We start from the raw sequence: 16,469 nt of genomic DNA, 5'->3' as shown, positions 1-16,469 counted from the left end.
GGTTCCCCACCATCTGGTCGTCAAATATGGCTGACCGCAATCCAACGGCGCCACGATACCGCCAATAGGAGACATATTCTGTCTCTTATGGCCGTATCATGAGCAGGCTGCGGAGAACAAGGAGAAGAGATGCTGCATGTTGACGGTGTGAGAATCTATTCGGCGTCGGACCTCGTGTCCTTCCTGGAATGCGAGCACAGCACAACGCTGGCGCTTATCGATATGGATACGCCGCTTGAGCGCAGTCCGAAGGACGACCAGCTCGCGCTCGTGCAAGAACGGGGACTCATACACGAGAAAGCTTATCTCGCTGACCTGACCGCATCCGGCAAGTCCATCATCGACATCAACGCGGTCGCAGGCAAAGACATCCAGGCTCGCGTGGACGCGACGCTTAAGGCGATGCGCGCCGGCTACGACGTCATCTACCAGGCCGCCTTCCTCGACTCGAATCTTCTCGGCTACGCAGATTTTCTGGTAAAGGTTGCGACGCCGTCCGACCTTGGGGCCTTCAGCTACGAAGCCGTCGACACTAAGCTCGCGCTTTCGTCGCGCGGCAAGTTCATCACGCAGCTTTCCTTTTACTCGCACCTGCTCGCCAAGGCGCAAGGCGTCTACCCGGAGCACATGGCAGTCGTCCTCGGCTCGAACAAGACGACGACCTACCGCTGCGCCGAGTATCGCCACTATTTCGACATGGCGCTGTCGCGCTTCCTCGCGCGCGTGACGATTGACGAGGCTGCGAGCGTGACCGCTGCCGAGGTCGAGACGTATCCTGACCCGTGCGACAAGTGCTCCCAGTGTCACTGGAGCGAGCTCTGCGATAAACGCCGTGTCGACGACGACCACCTGTCGCAGGTCGCGGGCATCACGCGCGTGCAAGTGCGCAAGCTTGTCAGTGCAGGCGTGCCGACGCTCGAAGCGCTTGCAACGATGCCGTCCGGCACGTCTGTCCCCAAAATCGCGGACGAGGCGCTCGCGCGTTTGCGCTCGCAAGCAGAACTCCAGCGCCACTTCCGCGAAACCGGAGAGCGGAAAGTCATTCTTATCCCGAAAGCCAAGGAAGACACCCGACTTCGCGGATTCGAACGTCTGCCGGAACCGAGCCCTGGCGATATGTTTTTCGACATGGAAGGCAATCCGTTGGAGAGCGGCGGCCTCGAGTATCTGTTCGGGGTCTGGGAAGTCGACCAGCCAGAGGGCAAGTTCGTTTCTTTCTGGGCGCACAACCGAGCCGAAGAGAAGCTCGCGTTCGAAGCGTTCATGGACTACGTCGACGAGCGCCTGAAGAAGTACCCGGACGCGCACATTTATCATTACGCGCCGTATGAGCCGACCGCACTCAAAAAGCTGATGTCGGTGCACGGCACGCGCGAATCGTCCGTGGACAACCTTCTCCGTCAGGGCAAGCTCATCGACCTGTACGCAGTCGTGCGCGAGGCGTTGCGCGTTTCGGAGTCGAGCTACTCTATCAAGTACGTCGAGCGGTTCTACCGCGGCGCCCGTGCGGGCGACGTCACCAACGCCGGCGCGAGCATCGTGTTTTACGAGCGTTGGAAGGCGCTGCGCGAGGACCCGGAGAAGAGAGCTGACGCAGACAAGCTGTTGCAGGACATCTCGGACTACAACCAAGACGACGTTGTGTCGACGTACAAGCTGCTCCAGTGGTTACTTTCGCTTCGGCCGACGCCGCTTCAATGGTCGAATCGCCGCGACCCGAACGGAGTTGCAGCCGCGGCGGCATCTGCCGTCAAAGAAGAAATTCTCCAGGCTCAGTTGCTCGTCGAGTCGCTTCTGAGTACGCTGCCTCCTGATGAATCTGACTGGACGCCCGAGCATCAGTACCGCGCGCTCATTGCGCAGATGGTCTTTTTTCACCAGCGAGAAGCTAAGCCGGAGTGGTGGGCGGTATTCGCTCGCAAAGAAATGTCGGACGTTGAGCTCACCGAGGATGCAGAATGCCTCGGTGGCTTGACGCGGGATATCACGCGCAAGCCGGAAGCGGTGAAACGCTCCAAGCGCTACTTTTATAGCGCGCCGCCGCAGGAAACCAAGCTGCGCAGTGATTCTCGCTGCATGGATGTGCTCACGGGCAAAGGGTTGTCCAACCTGCAGGTCGACATGGACAACCTGAGCGTTTCGTTTACCGCGACGGCGGAGCCGGACGACACCTTGTCCATCGGACCGACCGGACCCGTTGACACCAAGTACCATCGCGCGGCGCTTGTTAACTTCGCGACTGAGTTCCGCGATGGCGTGACGCGCTTCAACGCGGTGCATGCGCTGCTGCGTCGTGAGACGCCGCGAATCAAGGGAATCGCGCCCGGGTCCGCGCTCATTGACGAGAATGCCGACCTGCTTTCCCAGGTGATTGATGTCGTCAAGGGCATGGACGAGACGTGCCTGTTTATCCAAGGGCCGCCGGGCGCGGGAAAGACGTTCACCGGCTCGCACGTCATCCTCGAACTGCTGAAGCAGGGCAAACGTGTTGGCGTTACGTCCAACAGCCATCACGCCATCAACAATCTGCTGCAGGCGGTGGAAAAGCGCGCGCACGCCGAAAAGTTCGAGTTCTCCGGCATGAAGAAGTCCACGGGTGGTGAATCGGAACTGTGCGGCTCCATCATTCTTGACGTGCGCGACGACGAAGACGTTTTTTACGGCGAGGCGGACTTGGTCGCGGGTACCTCTTGGCTTTTCGTCAAGGAGGAGATGCGCGACCAGCTCGACTACCTGTTTGTCGACGAAGCAGGGCAGATGGCGCTCGCGAACCTCGCGGCCGTCGGTATGTGCACGAAGAACATCGTGCTGCTCGGCGACCAGATGCAGCTCGCGCAGCCGAGCAAGGGCATGCATCCGGGCCGTTCCGGAGAGTCTTCACTTGATTACCTGCTCGACGGCATCGCGACCATCCCGGCGCACAAGGGCATCTTCCTTAAGGCAACCTACCGCATGCACCCCGACGTCTGCGAATTCATCTCGGACGCCGTGTACGACAGTCGCCTAGAGCCAGCGCCTAGCACCTCCGCTCGTGTCGTGAATGCACCGTTGGAAGGGCGGAGCGTCGCGCCGATGACAGGCATTCGCTTCATTCCCGTTCCGCATGACGGAAACGCACAATCGAGCAAGGAAGAAGTGCAGAAGGTCGTGAGTCTAGTGAACGAGCTTCTTCAAGGCACGCGCGACGACGGCGGCCAGATGGTTCCGATGACGCTTGACGATATCCTGGTCGTGGCGCCGTACAACGTGCAGGTCAATGAGCTCAAACGCGCACTGCCGGCCGGCGCTCGCGTCGGCACCGTCGACAAGTTCCAGGGACAGGAAGCGCACGTCGTCATCATGTCGATGGCGACGTCCAACGCGGACTACCTACCGCGCGATATCGAGTTCCTGTTCAGCAAGAATCGCCTGAATGTCGGAATCTCGCGGGCGAAGGCGCTCGCTATTTTGGTCGCGTGTCCCGACCTGCTGACCGTGCCGTGCTCGAAGCCGGAGCAGATGGCACTCGTCAACACGTTGTGTGCCCTCGTGCATTACTCCTGCCGCATCGCGAGCAGGGAGTTGCCCGCCAGCGCCCGGGTGGTGGTTTGAAGGACGGCCGGCACAGAGAGCTAAAGCCACCCATTTCGGGTGGCTGTTTTCATGGCCGCCTTCCGGCGTTCTTGTTGTTAAGAGGCATCGGGAGCGGAGAGGGGCACAAAACGTCCCCTGTTCAGGAATAGTCGAGGGCCTCAGGTCGGTATCTTCTGAAGCCGTCACGTGAGCCGGGCAGAATCAGACGACAGACTCCGACAAAAATGCAGAAGGCATAAACAATGAGAATACTGCAAACTACCGACTGGCAGATTGGCACCCAGTTCGGCCAGTTCACACTAGAAGAGGCCGCGCATCTGACTAAAGCGCGCTTCGAGACGGTTCCGACTCCATAGAAAGCGGCTGTGAAGAAGGCCGTAGCAGCGAAGAAGCTTGCAGCGAAGAAGGTTGCGGCGAAAAAGTCGGCGGTCCGAGCAAAGAAGGTTACTTCGAAAAGAGTGCGGTCAAGACGGCGGGTGCTAAACCGAACGCTGTCGTGAGCAAGAGCTTGCCGGTTGCGGCCAAGAGGATGGCGGCGAAGAAATCGACAATGCAAAAGGCCGCATCGACGAAGGCCATGTTGCCTGCAAGTGCGCAGGGGCGTCCACGAAAGTTCTGGTCGCTCACGCCTCATAGTGAGATAGGCGGCGCGGCTTTGAAGAGTTTGGCAGGGTCGCTTCTCCCATGTCGGTTCCACTGCCGCAAGCGGGCCCACGGTCGGTGCAGCCTATGCCGTTGGAAGCCCGCTTATTGGTCCAAGGGCACAGATGTGCGCGCGGAATCGCTAACCGGCACGCTCCTCTGATTCGGCGATAGGATTTATTGTCGTCGAGGTCATACTGACTTCAATAGCATTGGCTGCTTCTGACAGTACGCCATGAACCAGGATAGGTCGGTCGTCTGCAAGGGCCGATTCCACAAGCGGTTGGGGCAACGACTTTGACGGTTTTACTCCCAGGTCGCGCAACATCTCGGCTTGACGGATGACATTGCCTCTCCCGCCGGAAAGCTTGCTGCGTGCAGCTTCGAAGGCTTGTTGAGCTTGGCCGATTCGATTGCCAACCGACTCCAAGTCGGCGACAAAGCCAGAGAGCTTGTCATAAAGCTCGGCACCGCGGCGAGCGATTTCCTGGGAATTCCGGTTTTGTGCTTCCTGTCGCCACAGATGGGCGACGGTACGAACGACGAAGAGCAGCGTGGACGGGCTTACGAGAAGTACGTTGCGACGCCACGCCTCCATGAACAGGTCATTGTCGTTCGTTACTGCCAACATGAAAGCCGGCTCAATCGGTACGAAGGCGAGAACGAAGTCGAGCGACTTTCCATACAGGTCGTGATACTTCTTGTCAGAAAGAGATTTGATGTGGTTGCGAACTGAGTCCACGTGTTGGCGAAGGGCGAGGGCTCTTTCTTGTTCCGACTCGGAAGACGCATACCTTTCGTAAGCGAGAAGTGACACCTTCGAGTCGACGACGAGCTTTCTTTCTTCGGGCAGGTTAATGACGACATCCGGCTGCACACGAGAGCCATCTTCGCGGGTCTGACTGTCTTGGACGACGTATTCTTCGCCCTTCCGAAGACCGGATGCCTCGAGAACGCGTTCAAGAATCAACTCGCCCCAGTTACCTTGCGTCTTGGACGAACCCTTCAACGCGGAAGTTAGATTTTTCGCGTCTTCGCTTAGAACCTGGTTCATTGCTACGAGTTGCTTTACCTGCTCGGAGAGCGCCGAACGGTCCTTGCCTTCCTGAACATAGACCTCCTCAACCTTGCCTTGGAATTCCGTCAGGCGCGTCTTGAGTGGTTCGAGCAACTGGCCCAAATTAACTTGATTCTGTTCGGCGAATCGCTTCGACTTCTCTTCCAGGATTTCCGTTGCGAGAGATTTAAACTGGTCGCCGAGTGCCTGCTTTGCTTGCATTAAAAGGTGGAGCTTCTCCTCGGCATTCTCGCGGTCTGCGTCCGCTTGAGTCCGGAGCTGTGTCAATTCACTGGTCAGTTGGCTTATTGTCCCCTCAGCCGTAATTCGTGCGCTCTTCTCAGTTGCGAGCTGGTTTCGAACCAACGTGGCAGCCTCTTGCTCAGCAGCGAGTTCGGCCGCAAGCTTTCCGTTTTGGCGACCACTTGATTCACGAAGCTCCGTCAGTTGCCCGCTGACGCTCGCGATATGCTCCTGTGCGGACGCTAGTTTGTGCTCCAGTTCCGGAATACGGGAAGCTTGCTCTTCCAAAGCAGCCTTGCGCTCGTTTGCGTCCTGGAGTGTGGCCACTGTTACCTTGAGTTTCTCCGAGAGGGAACGGCATTCGCTTCCCAATTGGTCTACCTGCGACGTTAGGGACTCAGCGAGTTGTTGCTTTTGTGCTTCGCTGGTGGACACGCGACGCACTTCTTCCTCTCCTCTTCGGACCTGGTCTTCAAGCTTGGAAATGCTGCTCTCGAGCGCAGGGAGGCGAGCGGCCTGTTCTTCCAATGCCGCTCTCCGCTCGTTGGCCTCCTGCAGGGCGGACGTGCGCGACGCCAGCCGTCCAGTCAACTCACGAGTCTCTGTTTCAACTTGTGCCACTCGGCTGGTCAAGGATGCCACCAGTTGCTGTTTTTGAGCTTCACTCGTTGCGACGGTCCGAAGCTCTTCTTCTTTGCCGTGGACTAGCTCATTGAGTCTTTGAATCTCAGCCTGAAGACCTGGAACGTGCGACGAGCGCTCTTCGAGTCGCGCCTGCTCGTCTCTCTTCTTGTCGAATTCCGCTCGGAGACTGCTGTACTCGCGTTCTGCAAGCTCACGAGAGTCACGCAGTGATTTCAACTCGTCAGTGGTCGCTCGCAGGCGCTCTTCCAACTGCGCGGTTTGAACCTGTGAAGCAGCCAGGGTCTGGGAAACAGCCGCCTGGACTTGTAGTGCTATACGTCCACGAGCCCAAATCCAGGATATGAACCCACCGAAAATCAATCCAACTACCAGAATTGCAGAGCCTACCAGTAGGTCCATTTTTATACCCTTAGAAATGAAACATGAGAAACCCCAGCGAGCAATGCTGCTGAAACCGGATATTGCTAGAGTAGCTGAGAAACGAATTCCAAGCAGCGTTGGAAATTGAGTTTCTTTTTCGGACCGCCTCGTGGCCGCCAAACAGGGAAACAATGGGTATCGGTATCTGCCGGGATTCGTTGATGCAATGCGCATCGGAGATGTCGAAGACACCTCCGTAAGCTGGATAGGCGACAATTGGACCTTGTCGTTGATGTTCGCTGGCTTACCTCTTCTCTAGGTGCTGAAAGTCGAACTTCTTCCGAATCAGATGCAGAGCGGTCGGGCCGGACCGTTTTCAGGCTGGCGTCTTCGAAAGAGTGACGTAGTATCTGCGTTATCGAGAAGGTCAAGCAGTCGCTGCAGATGTACGCGCTGAGAATGCATGAGCCCCGGTGTCACACTTAACCGAAAGCACGCGTTCGAGGTGTGCGATTGCGCCGTCGACGTTCTTGCACGTGTATGGCGCTCGCTGAGCGCCGCTGTTCAGCCGCCCCTTTTTTCCTGTTGCCCGGCCCGGGTTTATGGCTATTTTCCATGATTGCCTCTCCGTTCTTCTTTTCGTTCGCAATCCGGTGAGCTCAGGTTAAAATAAGCACCTATCACAATTAAGGGGCGAGAGTGAATATCGACGAATTCGAAGCTCAAATCGAGCCGGCTACCAGGTGGTTCTTCGACCCGACTACCGAGCAGACGCTAACCGGAGTGTTTTACGATGATGTGCGTGTGAGCACCGGTTACCTCGCGCCAGACCCGAAGTCGCCTAGCGAAGTTCTGAAATCGTGGCATAGCAAGCTTATCAGTAGCATTCAGGCGGGCAATCCCAGCATCGCCGAAATTCGTGCGGGTAAAGTTTGGAAGCTTCGAGTTGTTGCAGAAAAGCTTCTAATGACTGATTGGAACGCGGCACGTGAACCTTCGGCGCCGGCGCTTTCGGTGCATTCCGCTCGGCGCTTCGTAAATTTGGCCATTAAGGCGCTCCGCGCGCATCCCGAGTTGGGCCAACAACTCGCCGAGGCTATCTACGAAAAAGGCGATGCGACGCTCAACGAGCCGGTAATCAAGTTGGCCGAGGAACTTCTCAAGAAGGACTTCGACTATAAGTCATCCGAAGCCGACCATGGGAGAGCCGCTACACAGTATGAGAAAGCGCAGGCTGCCATTAAGGCATTTTGTGCCAAGCATGGAACGAAGGCGGTGATTTTCGACGTCATCGCCCGCGCGGAACATCTCGCGAAGGCCGCGTAAGCAGTCCAGACGAGCGGAGCGCTGCCCGGTTTAAGTGGCGGCGAGGCTTCATGGCCGCACTGGCCACGCTTGTTCTGCGCGCTGACAGCGGTCCTTCAAAGGCTGCGTTCAAATTCTCGGCGCGATGCTGGGCGTAGCGCTAGCCGCGAGCTTAGTCGTTCTTCTTGTCATGCTCTTCGTCGACGCGGTTCGGTATCGCCGGGGACGCGAATGCCGCAGCCTAAACAGACGCGGCTTATTACTCTCCGCGTGCCCGAGCCCAAGCCTCGTCGTGGAAGGCTTGGCCCCAGGTACAGGCCTTCTCGAGTGCGTCTTCGAAGGTGAGTGCGTAAAACCACTGGTCGCGACTCACTTCCCAGGAATAACCGAGCCGCTCGCCATCTACCTGGAAGTACGGCTGGCGCGCCTTGACGAGGAAGCCGAGCACCTGCTCCCGGTCGAATACGTTGTTATGCAGGATTTCCTCGAAGTCGTCGATGGTGTTTGCCGTTTCAAGGCCGGGCAGTTGCAAGCCGCCAACGAGCAGGGCATCTCGCGCATCGGACAGTTCGGCTTTGATTTCCGAACGGGTCGGGTCGAAGAAGTGCCAGTCAACGAGCATGGAATCGAGATGCATGATGCGCTCGAGGCGCACCGAGAGGGCGTTGCAACGGATGAAGCATTGGATGGGCGTGCCGGTCATCTGGTCTCCTCTTGTCAATAAACAGAATTGTCGGCCACAAACGAGACAAATTTTGTCTCTTCTTCGCTGGCATCATTGCTGATTAGGGACCGCGACCGGCCAAGCGGCTCAGGCTTCGTCGTCCTCCGCCTCGCCCCAGACTTCTCGCGAATACTGTTCTGCCCACTCGAGCGCCGCGCGTTGTGCGGCCTCGTAGCTCGGTGCGTGAAACCAGGCGGTGCGCACCGGCGCCCATGAAAAGTGAACTTCACCATTGCCGACTACGACGAACTCGCGCTGCCGGGCCTTGACCAGCCAGCCGAGCTCGCCGTTCTCGTCCTCGATAAAGGATTCAATCTTCTGGTGCAACTGCTCCGCGTTGGCGGGTTGGTCTGCCCGTCCTTCGAGGAAATCGCGGCGCAGTGCGAGCATCACCGAGTCGAAATCATCCGTGAATGCCTTCCTGATATCCGCAGGCAGGCGCCCGTCGTCGAGCATCGCGTCGACGTGAAAGACGCTCTCCAATCGAAAGGCCAGACGACTGAACTCTGCGCTCAGGGCGGGGGTGTCGTTCAAGCTGGGACCTCCTTGATGTGCAATGTGTTATTGCCACTATTGTGCCCATTCGTGAGGACCGAACCTGTCCCTCGCCGGAGTTCTAATGACGATGTTGGAAAACAGGAGACCAGAATGAAACGCTCCTCGGTCTCATTGTCCTGCCGCTCGCCATCATGCATGTGAGGGCTCAGGCCGGTCGGTGGCGGCAACCAGCTCGTCGGCCTCATCTGGCAGGCGGCCAGCAAGTAAGACCCCGCGGCTGGCGCAGCTCGCTGAACCGAGCGGTAGGCGTCGGTAGTTTCAGCACGCGTCATCTGCGTGGACCAGGTCGGCACGGTCTTGCGCAATTCGCCAAGCATGTCCAGGGTCGGGCCGTTGACGATGATGTGGCCGTGCTTGCGGATGGCCTGCGCCAGCGCGGGGCGACCGCCTGCGCGTGTCCGGAGCCATTTGATAAAGGAATCGACGAGCCGGTACGCCTGATTACGCGGCAACTGCGGAAACCCTCGGGTCTGCCAGTAAGCTTTAGCAAATTCGAGCAGCAGCGCGCGTCGCGTCTCAAAGCCTGCGAACGACGGGAACGCGGGCAAGACGCTAGTTTGCGCTGGGGTTGAGACATTCGGTGGCTCGATTTTTTAATTTCGTGTTTCAGGACGAAAGGTCGCTTTGAACATGCAGGCCACCAGAAGTGGGTCTGGCCGGATTCAATATCGTCAGGCATGGGTTGGCCCTTTCTGGAGTAGCCCCCTGAATCACCGGACACAGTCTCCCACTTAAAATAGCGGGTAGGCATACGACTGTGTTTTTGACTAACACCAAGCAAGAAGTGATGGAAGTGTTGACGGGGCCGGAGCGCCGGCGGCGATGGTCAGCGGAGGAAAAGCTGGCGATGGTGCGAGAGAGTTTCGAGCCGGGTAAGTCCGTCTCGATGGTTGCACGCCAGCACGGCGTCAATCCGAACCAGTTATTTCACTGGCGCAAGCTATATCAGGACGGCAGTCTTTCAGCCGTTGGCGCCGGCGAAGAAGTGGTGCCCGCGTCCGAGTTGAGCGATGCACTGAAGCAAATCAGGGAACTGCAACGCTTGCTGGGAAAGAAAACCATGGAGAACGAGATTCTTCGTGAGGCGGTGGAGGTGGCGAAGTCGCGAAAATGGATTGCGCGCTCGCCCTCATTGCCGGGGGACGAGCAGTGAAGCAGGTCTGCGACGTTCTCGGTGTAGCGCGCTCAAATGTGGCGGCAAGGCTTGCTCGTCCAGCCGACTGGCAGGATGGGCGCAGCGCCAGGAAGACGGAAGATGTCGGCCTGGTTGAAGAGATTCGGCAGACCGTTACTGACCTGCCGAGCTACGGCTATCGCCGGGTCTGGGGTATGTTGCGCCGTAAAAGGGAGGGCCGGGATATGGCTCCAGTGAACGCCAAACGCGTGTATCGGGTGATGCGCGTTCACGGCTTGCTGCTACAACGCAAACCTTCGCCACCACGGCCGCAGCGTCGACACGATGGCAAGGTCGCGGTGGCGAAGAGCAACCAGCGGTGGTGCTCTGATGGGTTCGAGTTTCGCTGCGACAACGGTGAGCCATTGCGCGTGACGTTCGCCTTGGATTGCTGCGACCGTGAAGCGATGAGCTGGGCGGCGACGACCGGCGGTCACAGCGGCGATGTGGTACGTGACGTGATGCTTGCAGCTGTCGAGAACCGATTCGGTAAAGCCTTGAAGGCGCCGGCTGAAATCGAGTGGTTGACGGACAATGGTTCGGGCTATACGGCGGAAAAGACTCGAAGCTTCGCATCGTACATCGGGCTAAAACCATTGACCACGCCGGTCTGCAGCCCGCAAAGTAACGGAATGGCGGAAAGCTTCGTGAAGACGATGAAGCGTGACTATGTCGCCTTCATGCCGAAGCCCGACGCGGCAACTGCCGCGCACAATCTCGCCGTCGCGTTTGAGCACTACAACGAGCGTCATCCTCATAGTGCGCTGAAGTACCGCTCGCCACGCGAGTTCAGGCGCAGGACCGATTCATCAACTCAAGTGTGAGGCGGTGTCCGGAGGTACAGGGGCAAATCCACTTTCCACGTGACTGACAACTCGCTGCGGGACTTCAGGAGGGTGTTCGCCATCCTGCATGGCGGGCCACTGCCCAAGTGTCGAATTCTAAATCAATTAGGTACTTACAGCCGGAAGCTCAGACCTGGCGGTGTGAGGAAAAGGTTACCTAGAAGTGATAGCGTCTATCTTTCGGCGAAGCTAGAAACGGACGAGGGCAGCGTCGCACGCAGCGCACCGAGCTGCGCCGGGGGGCACTGCGCTCCGGCATGCAGAGCAAGTTTCTCTCTCGCCGAGTCCGCGTATTGCCAGTGCTTGGCCGTTGCCGTGAGAGCGCACCGTAGGGAGAGTCTTGGCTGATACCTCCATACCGTGAAGGTTACTAACAACGCTCGAATCGGAACGAGGTTTTGAATGAATGCCTTTCGTTATACGCCCGGTGCGGACTCGGGCCGTGCACTTCTCTTCTTCCAGTGCCTGCACCGCGATTCGCTGCAAGGTGAAGATGGCCAAATCTGCCGAGCACTGCAGCCAGCCCATGGTACCCGGACAGTAGCGCAATTCATGCCAAGTGCGACGAGAAACCTCCGCCGGCCGCCCCGCGATAATATGAAAAAGCACCTGGCAACCTGGGTCCACCGCGTTGTCGAGTGCGGCATCTGTAGGCGATGGCATATTCCCAAACGCGATTATTTTGAGATGACCCGCCAGCCAAGCGTGGCTCACGACAAAAACTCTACCGCTCATTAAGACTTCCTCGAATCCCCACACGGTCAAGAAAAAGAAAGGACGCGTCGCATCCCAACGAGTGCTCGTGCTGCCTTTGCTTGCACTGGCAAAGGGCTTGCAAGCAAACCTGGAAAGTCCTGATTTCGGCGAGTATTTTTTTTTAGACAACCGTTGCCTTAGCAACTCGGGGAATGTCGTTAGCCGGGTCAAGATTCGCGACAGCCTTCGAGACGTCCGCGAGCAGGTCCAACAGGCGCTGTAGCCGCGCCCGGTGCGTGTGCGGTAACCCAGGTGTCGCGCTTATCTGTATAACTCGCATGTGCCAGTAAGTCCGACCGAACAAAGCATGAGCTTCTTCCAGCGATAACGCTCGCTCGAGGTGAGCGATTGCGCCGTCAACGTTTTGGGCGGTGTAAGGACTTCTGACGGCGCCGACTCCCTTTGTACTGGGTTTCCTCTCGTTCTCTCAGGTTCTTATGTTTTGTTCGAACGCCTACCCGATGAGGTATCCGTCGGTTGTCAGGCGATAGTGCGCGGCGACGAGAATAAGTCGCTCATATTTGAGTTGCGTGCAGCAGCAATCAGTGTGGGCATGGCGGTTCCGACCGTCCGAACGGTATGTTGACTGCTGATATCGTATTGTATTCTTGCATCAGGACATTTTATGTCTCAATAAGCGAGTTGTGGCGGGCGCGGCCGACACGGTGAATTGCGTCGCTGTGACCCGCGTTAGCCCCCGGCCCAGAGGGTTTAGGAGAGAGCGAACTGCATGCTTGAGTTGGCGAACGCGGCATCGTGGCTACGGACTTGAACAGCCAGATTGCGCTCAACAAGGCGAAAATCGACCGGCTGCGAGCGGCCATCGAAAAAACGGAGACCGCCAACCGGGCCGCGCTTAAGGGAAGCCGGCATTAGATTCTGGTTTTCACGTGCCACCCGGAGTTGTGGAGCGACTTGGGCATCAAACGGCGGCAATTAGCGGATTTGAAAGCCGCTGCGTAACCGAACGCTGTCCTGACCTCGCAGGCGGCGCGCCGATGGGAAGTTTAATCACGTCCGAGGCTAGCGTATCTGCTCGGCGAACCCGGCGTGGGTGCGTTGAGCTATGCCCGCGCTCAAGTGTCGACCAGATTACATGGGCCCACATGTTGGCGGGTGTGCTCGCACCTTCGACGGGGCAAGATAGTTGTTCGGTGTCAGACACTTGGTCGACGTGTACCCAAGTTGTCCACAGCCTTGCAAACAAAAGGTGGGGATAAGTCAGGCTAGACGGGTGTCGTTGCGGTCAAGTTGACCACTGACGGTCGCCGAGCCTGATGGGCCCCGACCTCGATGGCCGTCACCTGTCTTTTCAAGCGCCTCAATCAGCGGCTGGTCGTTGATGTGATTGAGCAGTTGGCCCAGTTTGCCGCGCGGAACCAGATGGACCGCCTGCGACTCCCACCCCATTGCAGCGGGAGTACCTCCCACGCGGCGAGCCAGGTGTTACCGCATGTGAGTCAGCGACCGCTTGGAGTCGGCGAGGAATGCGGTAATGGCCACCTGCAGCCCGGCTTCCTCGAATGCCTCGCGAATTGCGTTCGCCTGCCTGCTGACACCCTTCTCGATGCGGCCTTTCGGGAAGGTTGCGTGATAACCGCCATAGCCGTTGGAAGGCGCGACCAGCCAAATTCGTCCGTCCGGTTCGCACACAACCACGCCGGCCGCTTCTGCCTCACCCATGGGGCAATCGAATCGTGGCTCGATAATCACGGCTTGTCCGGCCACGCTGTTCCACGCTTCGGGCGACTCGGGCGGGCTTGGCCAGTCAGTGAACGGAATGCCATTTATCTGGGCCGGCATGTTTCCGCCGGGGACGACGGAAGCGACTGAGTTGGGGTCTTCCCAAGCAGCGAACGGCGTGGGTGTACTCGGCGCTTTGAGCAGAGCTGGTTGACCGGCGTCGTTGGGCTTGGGATGGTAAGTGATGGTCACGCGCTGGTTCCCTTGATGTCGTTTCGACTGGTTGACTCGTGCGAGATAGACAAATGTTAGCTGGCTTCGCGCACCGTGTTCGTGCAAGCGTCGTGGCGCACTAACACGATGGACGAAGTGGTCTCGATATGACCCAACTCATCCAGCTTGACGGGGTTGCCCCGGGCGAGATATCGCGAGACAGCGACCATTGCGAGCGTATCGGATTTGCAGTAACGAAGTAGGCCCGTGCGTATTTCTCCCGCTCGCTTGTTATTGCATGCCGGGTCGGCGAGGTCCCACCACGCGCGCTGAGCGGCGCCGCCATCGGCAACTTCATCGAGTGCTCCGTAGTTGAGTTCCGCACACATCGTCGGCACGACGGCCTTTATCGAGAACGACCCCTTCATCGCGGGATGGTAATAATATTTACGCACGAGTGGCAGCAGGTCCACAATTCGGTCGAGCAACGCGGTCAACCGTGTGCTGTGCTCAGGAAACAACTGGGCGAGCTCACGGATGCGGCTTGACTCAAAGCTCGCGTTGTAGACGAGAATAGGGCCTGTGCTGCCTAGGCTGGCTAGCAGGCTGCGAACAAACTCCTCGACAGGAGGATTCCCTGAGACATCCAGGAATTCCTGGTGCGTCAGCGTTCCGACCTGGCTTTCGGTGTGACATGACCACTGAAAGGGAACTTGCTGGTAAGGCCGAATCCCCGCCCAAAGCGGCACTGGCGAAGAGACGGTCTCAAAGTCCAGGAAGTACCGGGGATACGCGAGTGTTTTGATTTCCCTCTGTATGTCGGCATCGTAATAGACTTCGTTCAACCGAGTGGCACGCCAGATAACGCGCTGGCTTGCGCTCGAGATGGCGGCAGCCGGCACGGTGAGAAGGTCGTCATAGCCGTCGGCACGCAGGCGCCTTGCCGTGTTGCCGTGCAATATCTCGACAGGATGGTCGGGTGATGCGGGCTCCTGAGCCGAGCAATAATGCATGAACGGACATTCGAAGGGCGCTCCGCAATGGTCACCGGTTTGAATGTCAGGTTCTGCTCCCGACAACATGACACGGAAATCCACGACGCGGCTCCCTACGTCGCTCTTATAACTTTGGATTCGCTGCGTAACATCGACGAGTGTCAACAAACCTCGGTAGTCTCCATCACCCCGATAGACGAACTGGCTGTTCAGATGCGCGAGATGTACTTCGCGTACCGGATAGCCGGCACCTTCGGCGACCCATGACTGGACAGCGCAGTCCCGCAGGTAATATTCCTTGATTGCAGTCGACGCCTTGACCTCGACCATACGCCAGCCGTCGTCGAGCTTGACGAACCCGTCGGCGCGCGAGACTACTCCCTTATACGAAAACGCCGCTTCGTACACAAAGCTCTGGTTAGCCCCGTTGCGGGCAAGTACATGCGGCGTTTCAGACAGAGCTTGCGCAATGTCGGTCTCATGCCGGATGAGTTCGCCAGGACCAAGGATTTCACGAGCCTTGTCTCCCAGTACGTGGCCGAGTCGAAATATGTGTTCGCTCCCAGGTGAGACTTGCGCAAGGTCCCGCCTATGCATCTCGAGCCACAGGCGTTTCGGACATTGGAGTCCGGAGAGAATCTTCGATTTGGACAGCCGATAAGGTTGATTCATTCGCGCTCGTAGATTGGTGTGGTGACCTGGTGGGTAGTCTCAAATTCCGACCGTGCTAGCGGAGTTGAACTTTCCAATGCGTTGGGGCCGTCTTGGTCGGTACCCCATTCGCGTCACATCTGACCACCTTTTGATAGGCGGCTTCCATCGGTATCGGCAACCAGTCGATTGAACCGAAGTCTTCAAAATCTGCGATAACTTGCCGTAGCGCCTCATTCTGACGGTTTGCCAGTCGTGGGTCGGTCGGTGACATGAGAAGCAATTTGGTGCGGACGTTCGGGTTTGCCTCGAAGGCCGCCTTCATCGTCCGGAAGCGCGCAAGTTTCGACGCGAGCTGCGGCGTCTCCCAGTTCGTTACGCCTTTTGCCTCGATGAGAACAAGGTAGGTAACCGGTTGCACGGCATCAACCGAATTTTCGTCGAGGGAGAAGCACACCAGGAAGTCGATGTCCTCTTGCGAGCCCGTGACCGGCCCATAGCCGCCGTCTTCGCCAATGACGAGTGGGATAGGAGCGCCGACTTCCGGATTCAAAAGCGCCGCATACAACCAGTCCAGATGGTACTCCATCGCGCCATAAATGTCGTACGGCGCTGAACTCACGCCGTATAACTCTTTGATGTTCCGCATGAAATCGGCGGCGGGTTCGAAGTGCGCATTCCCGAGAATGTGGCTGACGAGCGCGAAACGTTCTTTCGCGTTGAAAAGCTTCAGGCGACTTTGGAGGGTGCTCATTGAAAGATGGATGGGCTTTGATGACAGTGACAGTTCTGGCGCGGATTGGTCAGGCATCCGTGCGGACGGGCGCGGTCTATGATGTGAACCTCAATTGATTCGGCGATGGGGCTTGCATCTGCCTATCTGTCGCCCCTTTCTTGACAGCAAGACTAATGGTAACTGCGTAAAAAGACAAATGTCGTCTCAATTCAAACTATGTGTTTATTTCTTTGGCTAGGATGCATGGGCAGATGAAGAATTGAGCGCCTGTGAGGCTGGACCGTCGATTTGGGACTGGAAATGTCCCGA

The 16,469-nt window shown here is 57.9% G+C and carries 11 protein-coding genes; 3 read left to right on the top strand and 8 right to left on the bottom strand.

What is annotated here, in order from left to right; genetic code table 11:
- Positions 1–129: 129 nt before the first annotated feature.
- Positions 130–3,591 carry a TM0106 family RecB-like putative nuclease gene (locus LDZ27_RS11280; protein WP_244814163.1) on the top strand — a complete coding sequence of 1,154 codons (3,462 nt, stop codon included), beginning with the start codon at positions 130–132 and terminating at the stop codon, positions 3,589–3,591.
- Positions 3,592–4,017: 426 nt separating this feature from the next.
- Here the strand turns inward: LDZ27_RS11280 and LDZ27_RS28860 are convergent, their stop codons facing one another.
- Together LDZ27_RS28860 and rmuC are read right to left on the bottom strand one after the other, a co-directional pair.
- The gene (locus tag LDZ27_RS28860) at positions 4,018–4,152 is read right to left on the bottom strand and encodes a hypothetical protein (RefSeq protein WP_255751439.1); all 135 of its coding nucleotides are present in this window, start codon (positions 4,150–4,152) and stop codon (positions 4,018–4,020) included.
- Between the two features lie 205 nt (positions 4,153–4,357).
- Positions 4,358–6,559 carry a DNA recombination protein RmuC gene (gene rmuC, locus LDZ27_RS11275; protein ID WP_244814162.1) on the bottom strand — a complete coding sequence of 734 codons (2,202 nt, stop codon included), beginning with the start codon at positions 6,557–6,559 and terminating at the stop codon, positions 4,358–4,360.
- A gap of 660 nt (positions 6,560–7,219) precedes the next feature.
- On the opposite strand from rmuC, the gene LDZ27_RS11270 reads away from it, so the two are divergent.
- Positions 7,220–7,846, top strand: a complete 627-nt coding sequence (locus tag LDZ27_RS11270; RefSeq protein WP_244814161.1) for a hypothetical protein — start codon at positions 7,220–7,222, stop codon at positions 7,844–7,846.
- 238 nt (positions 7,847–8,084) lie between these two features.
- On the opposite strand, the gene LDZ27_RS11265 is transcribed toward LDZ27_RS11270, so the two are convergent.
- The 3 genes from LDZ27_RS11265 to LDZ27_RS11255 form a co-directional block, all read right to left on the bottom strand.
- Positions 8,085–8,528, bottom strand: a complete 444-nt coding sequence (locus LDZ27_RS11265; protein ID WP_244814160.1) for a hypothetical protein — start codon at positions 8,526–8,528, stop codon at positions 8,085–8,087.
- Between the two features lie 108 nt (positions 8,529–8,636).
- Positions 8,637–9,083, bottom strand: a complete 447-nt coding sequence (locus LDZ27_RS11260) for a hypothetical protein (protein ID WP_244814159.1) — start codon at positions 9,081–9,083, stop codon at positions 8,637–8,639.
- Positions 9,080–9,655 (bottom strand): hypothetical protein, encoded by a 576-nt coding sequence (locus LDZ27_RS11255; protein WP_244814158.1) that lies wholly within the window; start codon positions 9,653–9,655, stop codon positions 9,080–9,082. The genes LDZ27_RS11260 and LDZ27_RS11255 overlap by 4 nt, the downstream gene beginning before the upstream one ends.
- A 239-nt stretch (positions 9,656–9,894) precedes the next feature.
- Here LDZ27_RS11255 and LDZ27_RS11250 point away from each other — a divergent pair.
- Positions 9,895–11,105 (top strand): IS3 family transposase gene (locus LDZ27_RS11250; protein ID WP_244816128.1). Its coding sequence is split into 2 segments (ribosomal slippage): positions 9,895–10,201 and positions 10,201–11,105, totalling 1,212 coding nucleotides; the frame shifts between segments, so codons are not numbered across the junction.
- A gap of 2,223 nt (positions 11,106–13,328) precedes the next feature.
- Here the strand turns inward: LDZ27_RS11250 and LDZ27_RS11245 are convergent.
- Genes LDZ27_RS11245 through LDZ27_RS11235 form a run of 3 tightly spaced genes read right to left on the bottom strand, consistent with a single transcriptional unit; the run spans position 13,329 to position 16,178 of the window.
- Positions 13,329–13,817: an NUDIX hydrolase gene (locus LDZ27_RS11245; protein WP_244814157.1), complete on the bottom strand. Its 489-nt coding sequence runs from the start codon at positions 13,815–13,817 to the stop codon at positions 13,329–13,331.
- A gap of 56 nt (positions 13,818–13,873) precedes the next feature.
- Positions 13,874–15,445, bottom strand: a complete 1,572-nt coding sequence (locus tag LDZ27_RS11240; protein WP_244814156.1) for a DUF2779 domain-containing protein — start codon at positions 15,443–15,445, stop codon at positions 13,874–13,876.
- Between the two features lie 55 nt (positions 15,446–15,500).
- Complete coding sequence (locus tag LDZ27_RS11235) at positions 15,501–16,178, bottom strand: hypothetical protein (RefSeq protein WP_244814155.1); 678 nt, start codon at positions 16,176–16,178, stop codon at positions 15,501–15,503.
- Positions 16,179–16,469: the final 291 nt, after the last annotated feature.

The sequence above is a fragment of the Caballeronia sp. Lep1P3 genome (genome assembly GCF_022879595.1).
In the GTDB taxonomy this organism is placed as follows: Bacteria; Pseudomonadota; Gammaproteobacteria; order Burkholderiales; family Burkholderiaceae; genus Caballeronia.
The sequence above is the reverse complement of the archived record's forward strand: the minus strand, read 5'-3'. Positions and strand labels throughout refer to the sequence as shown.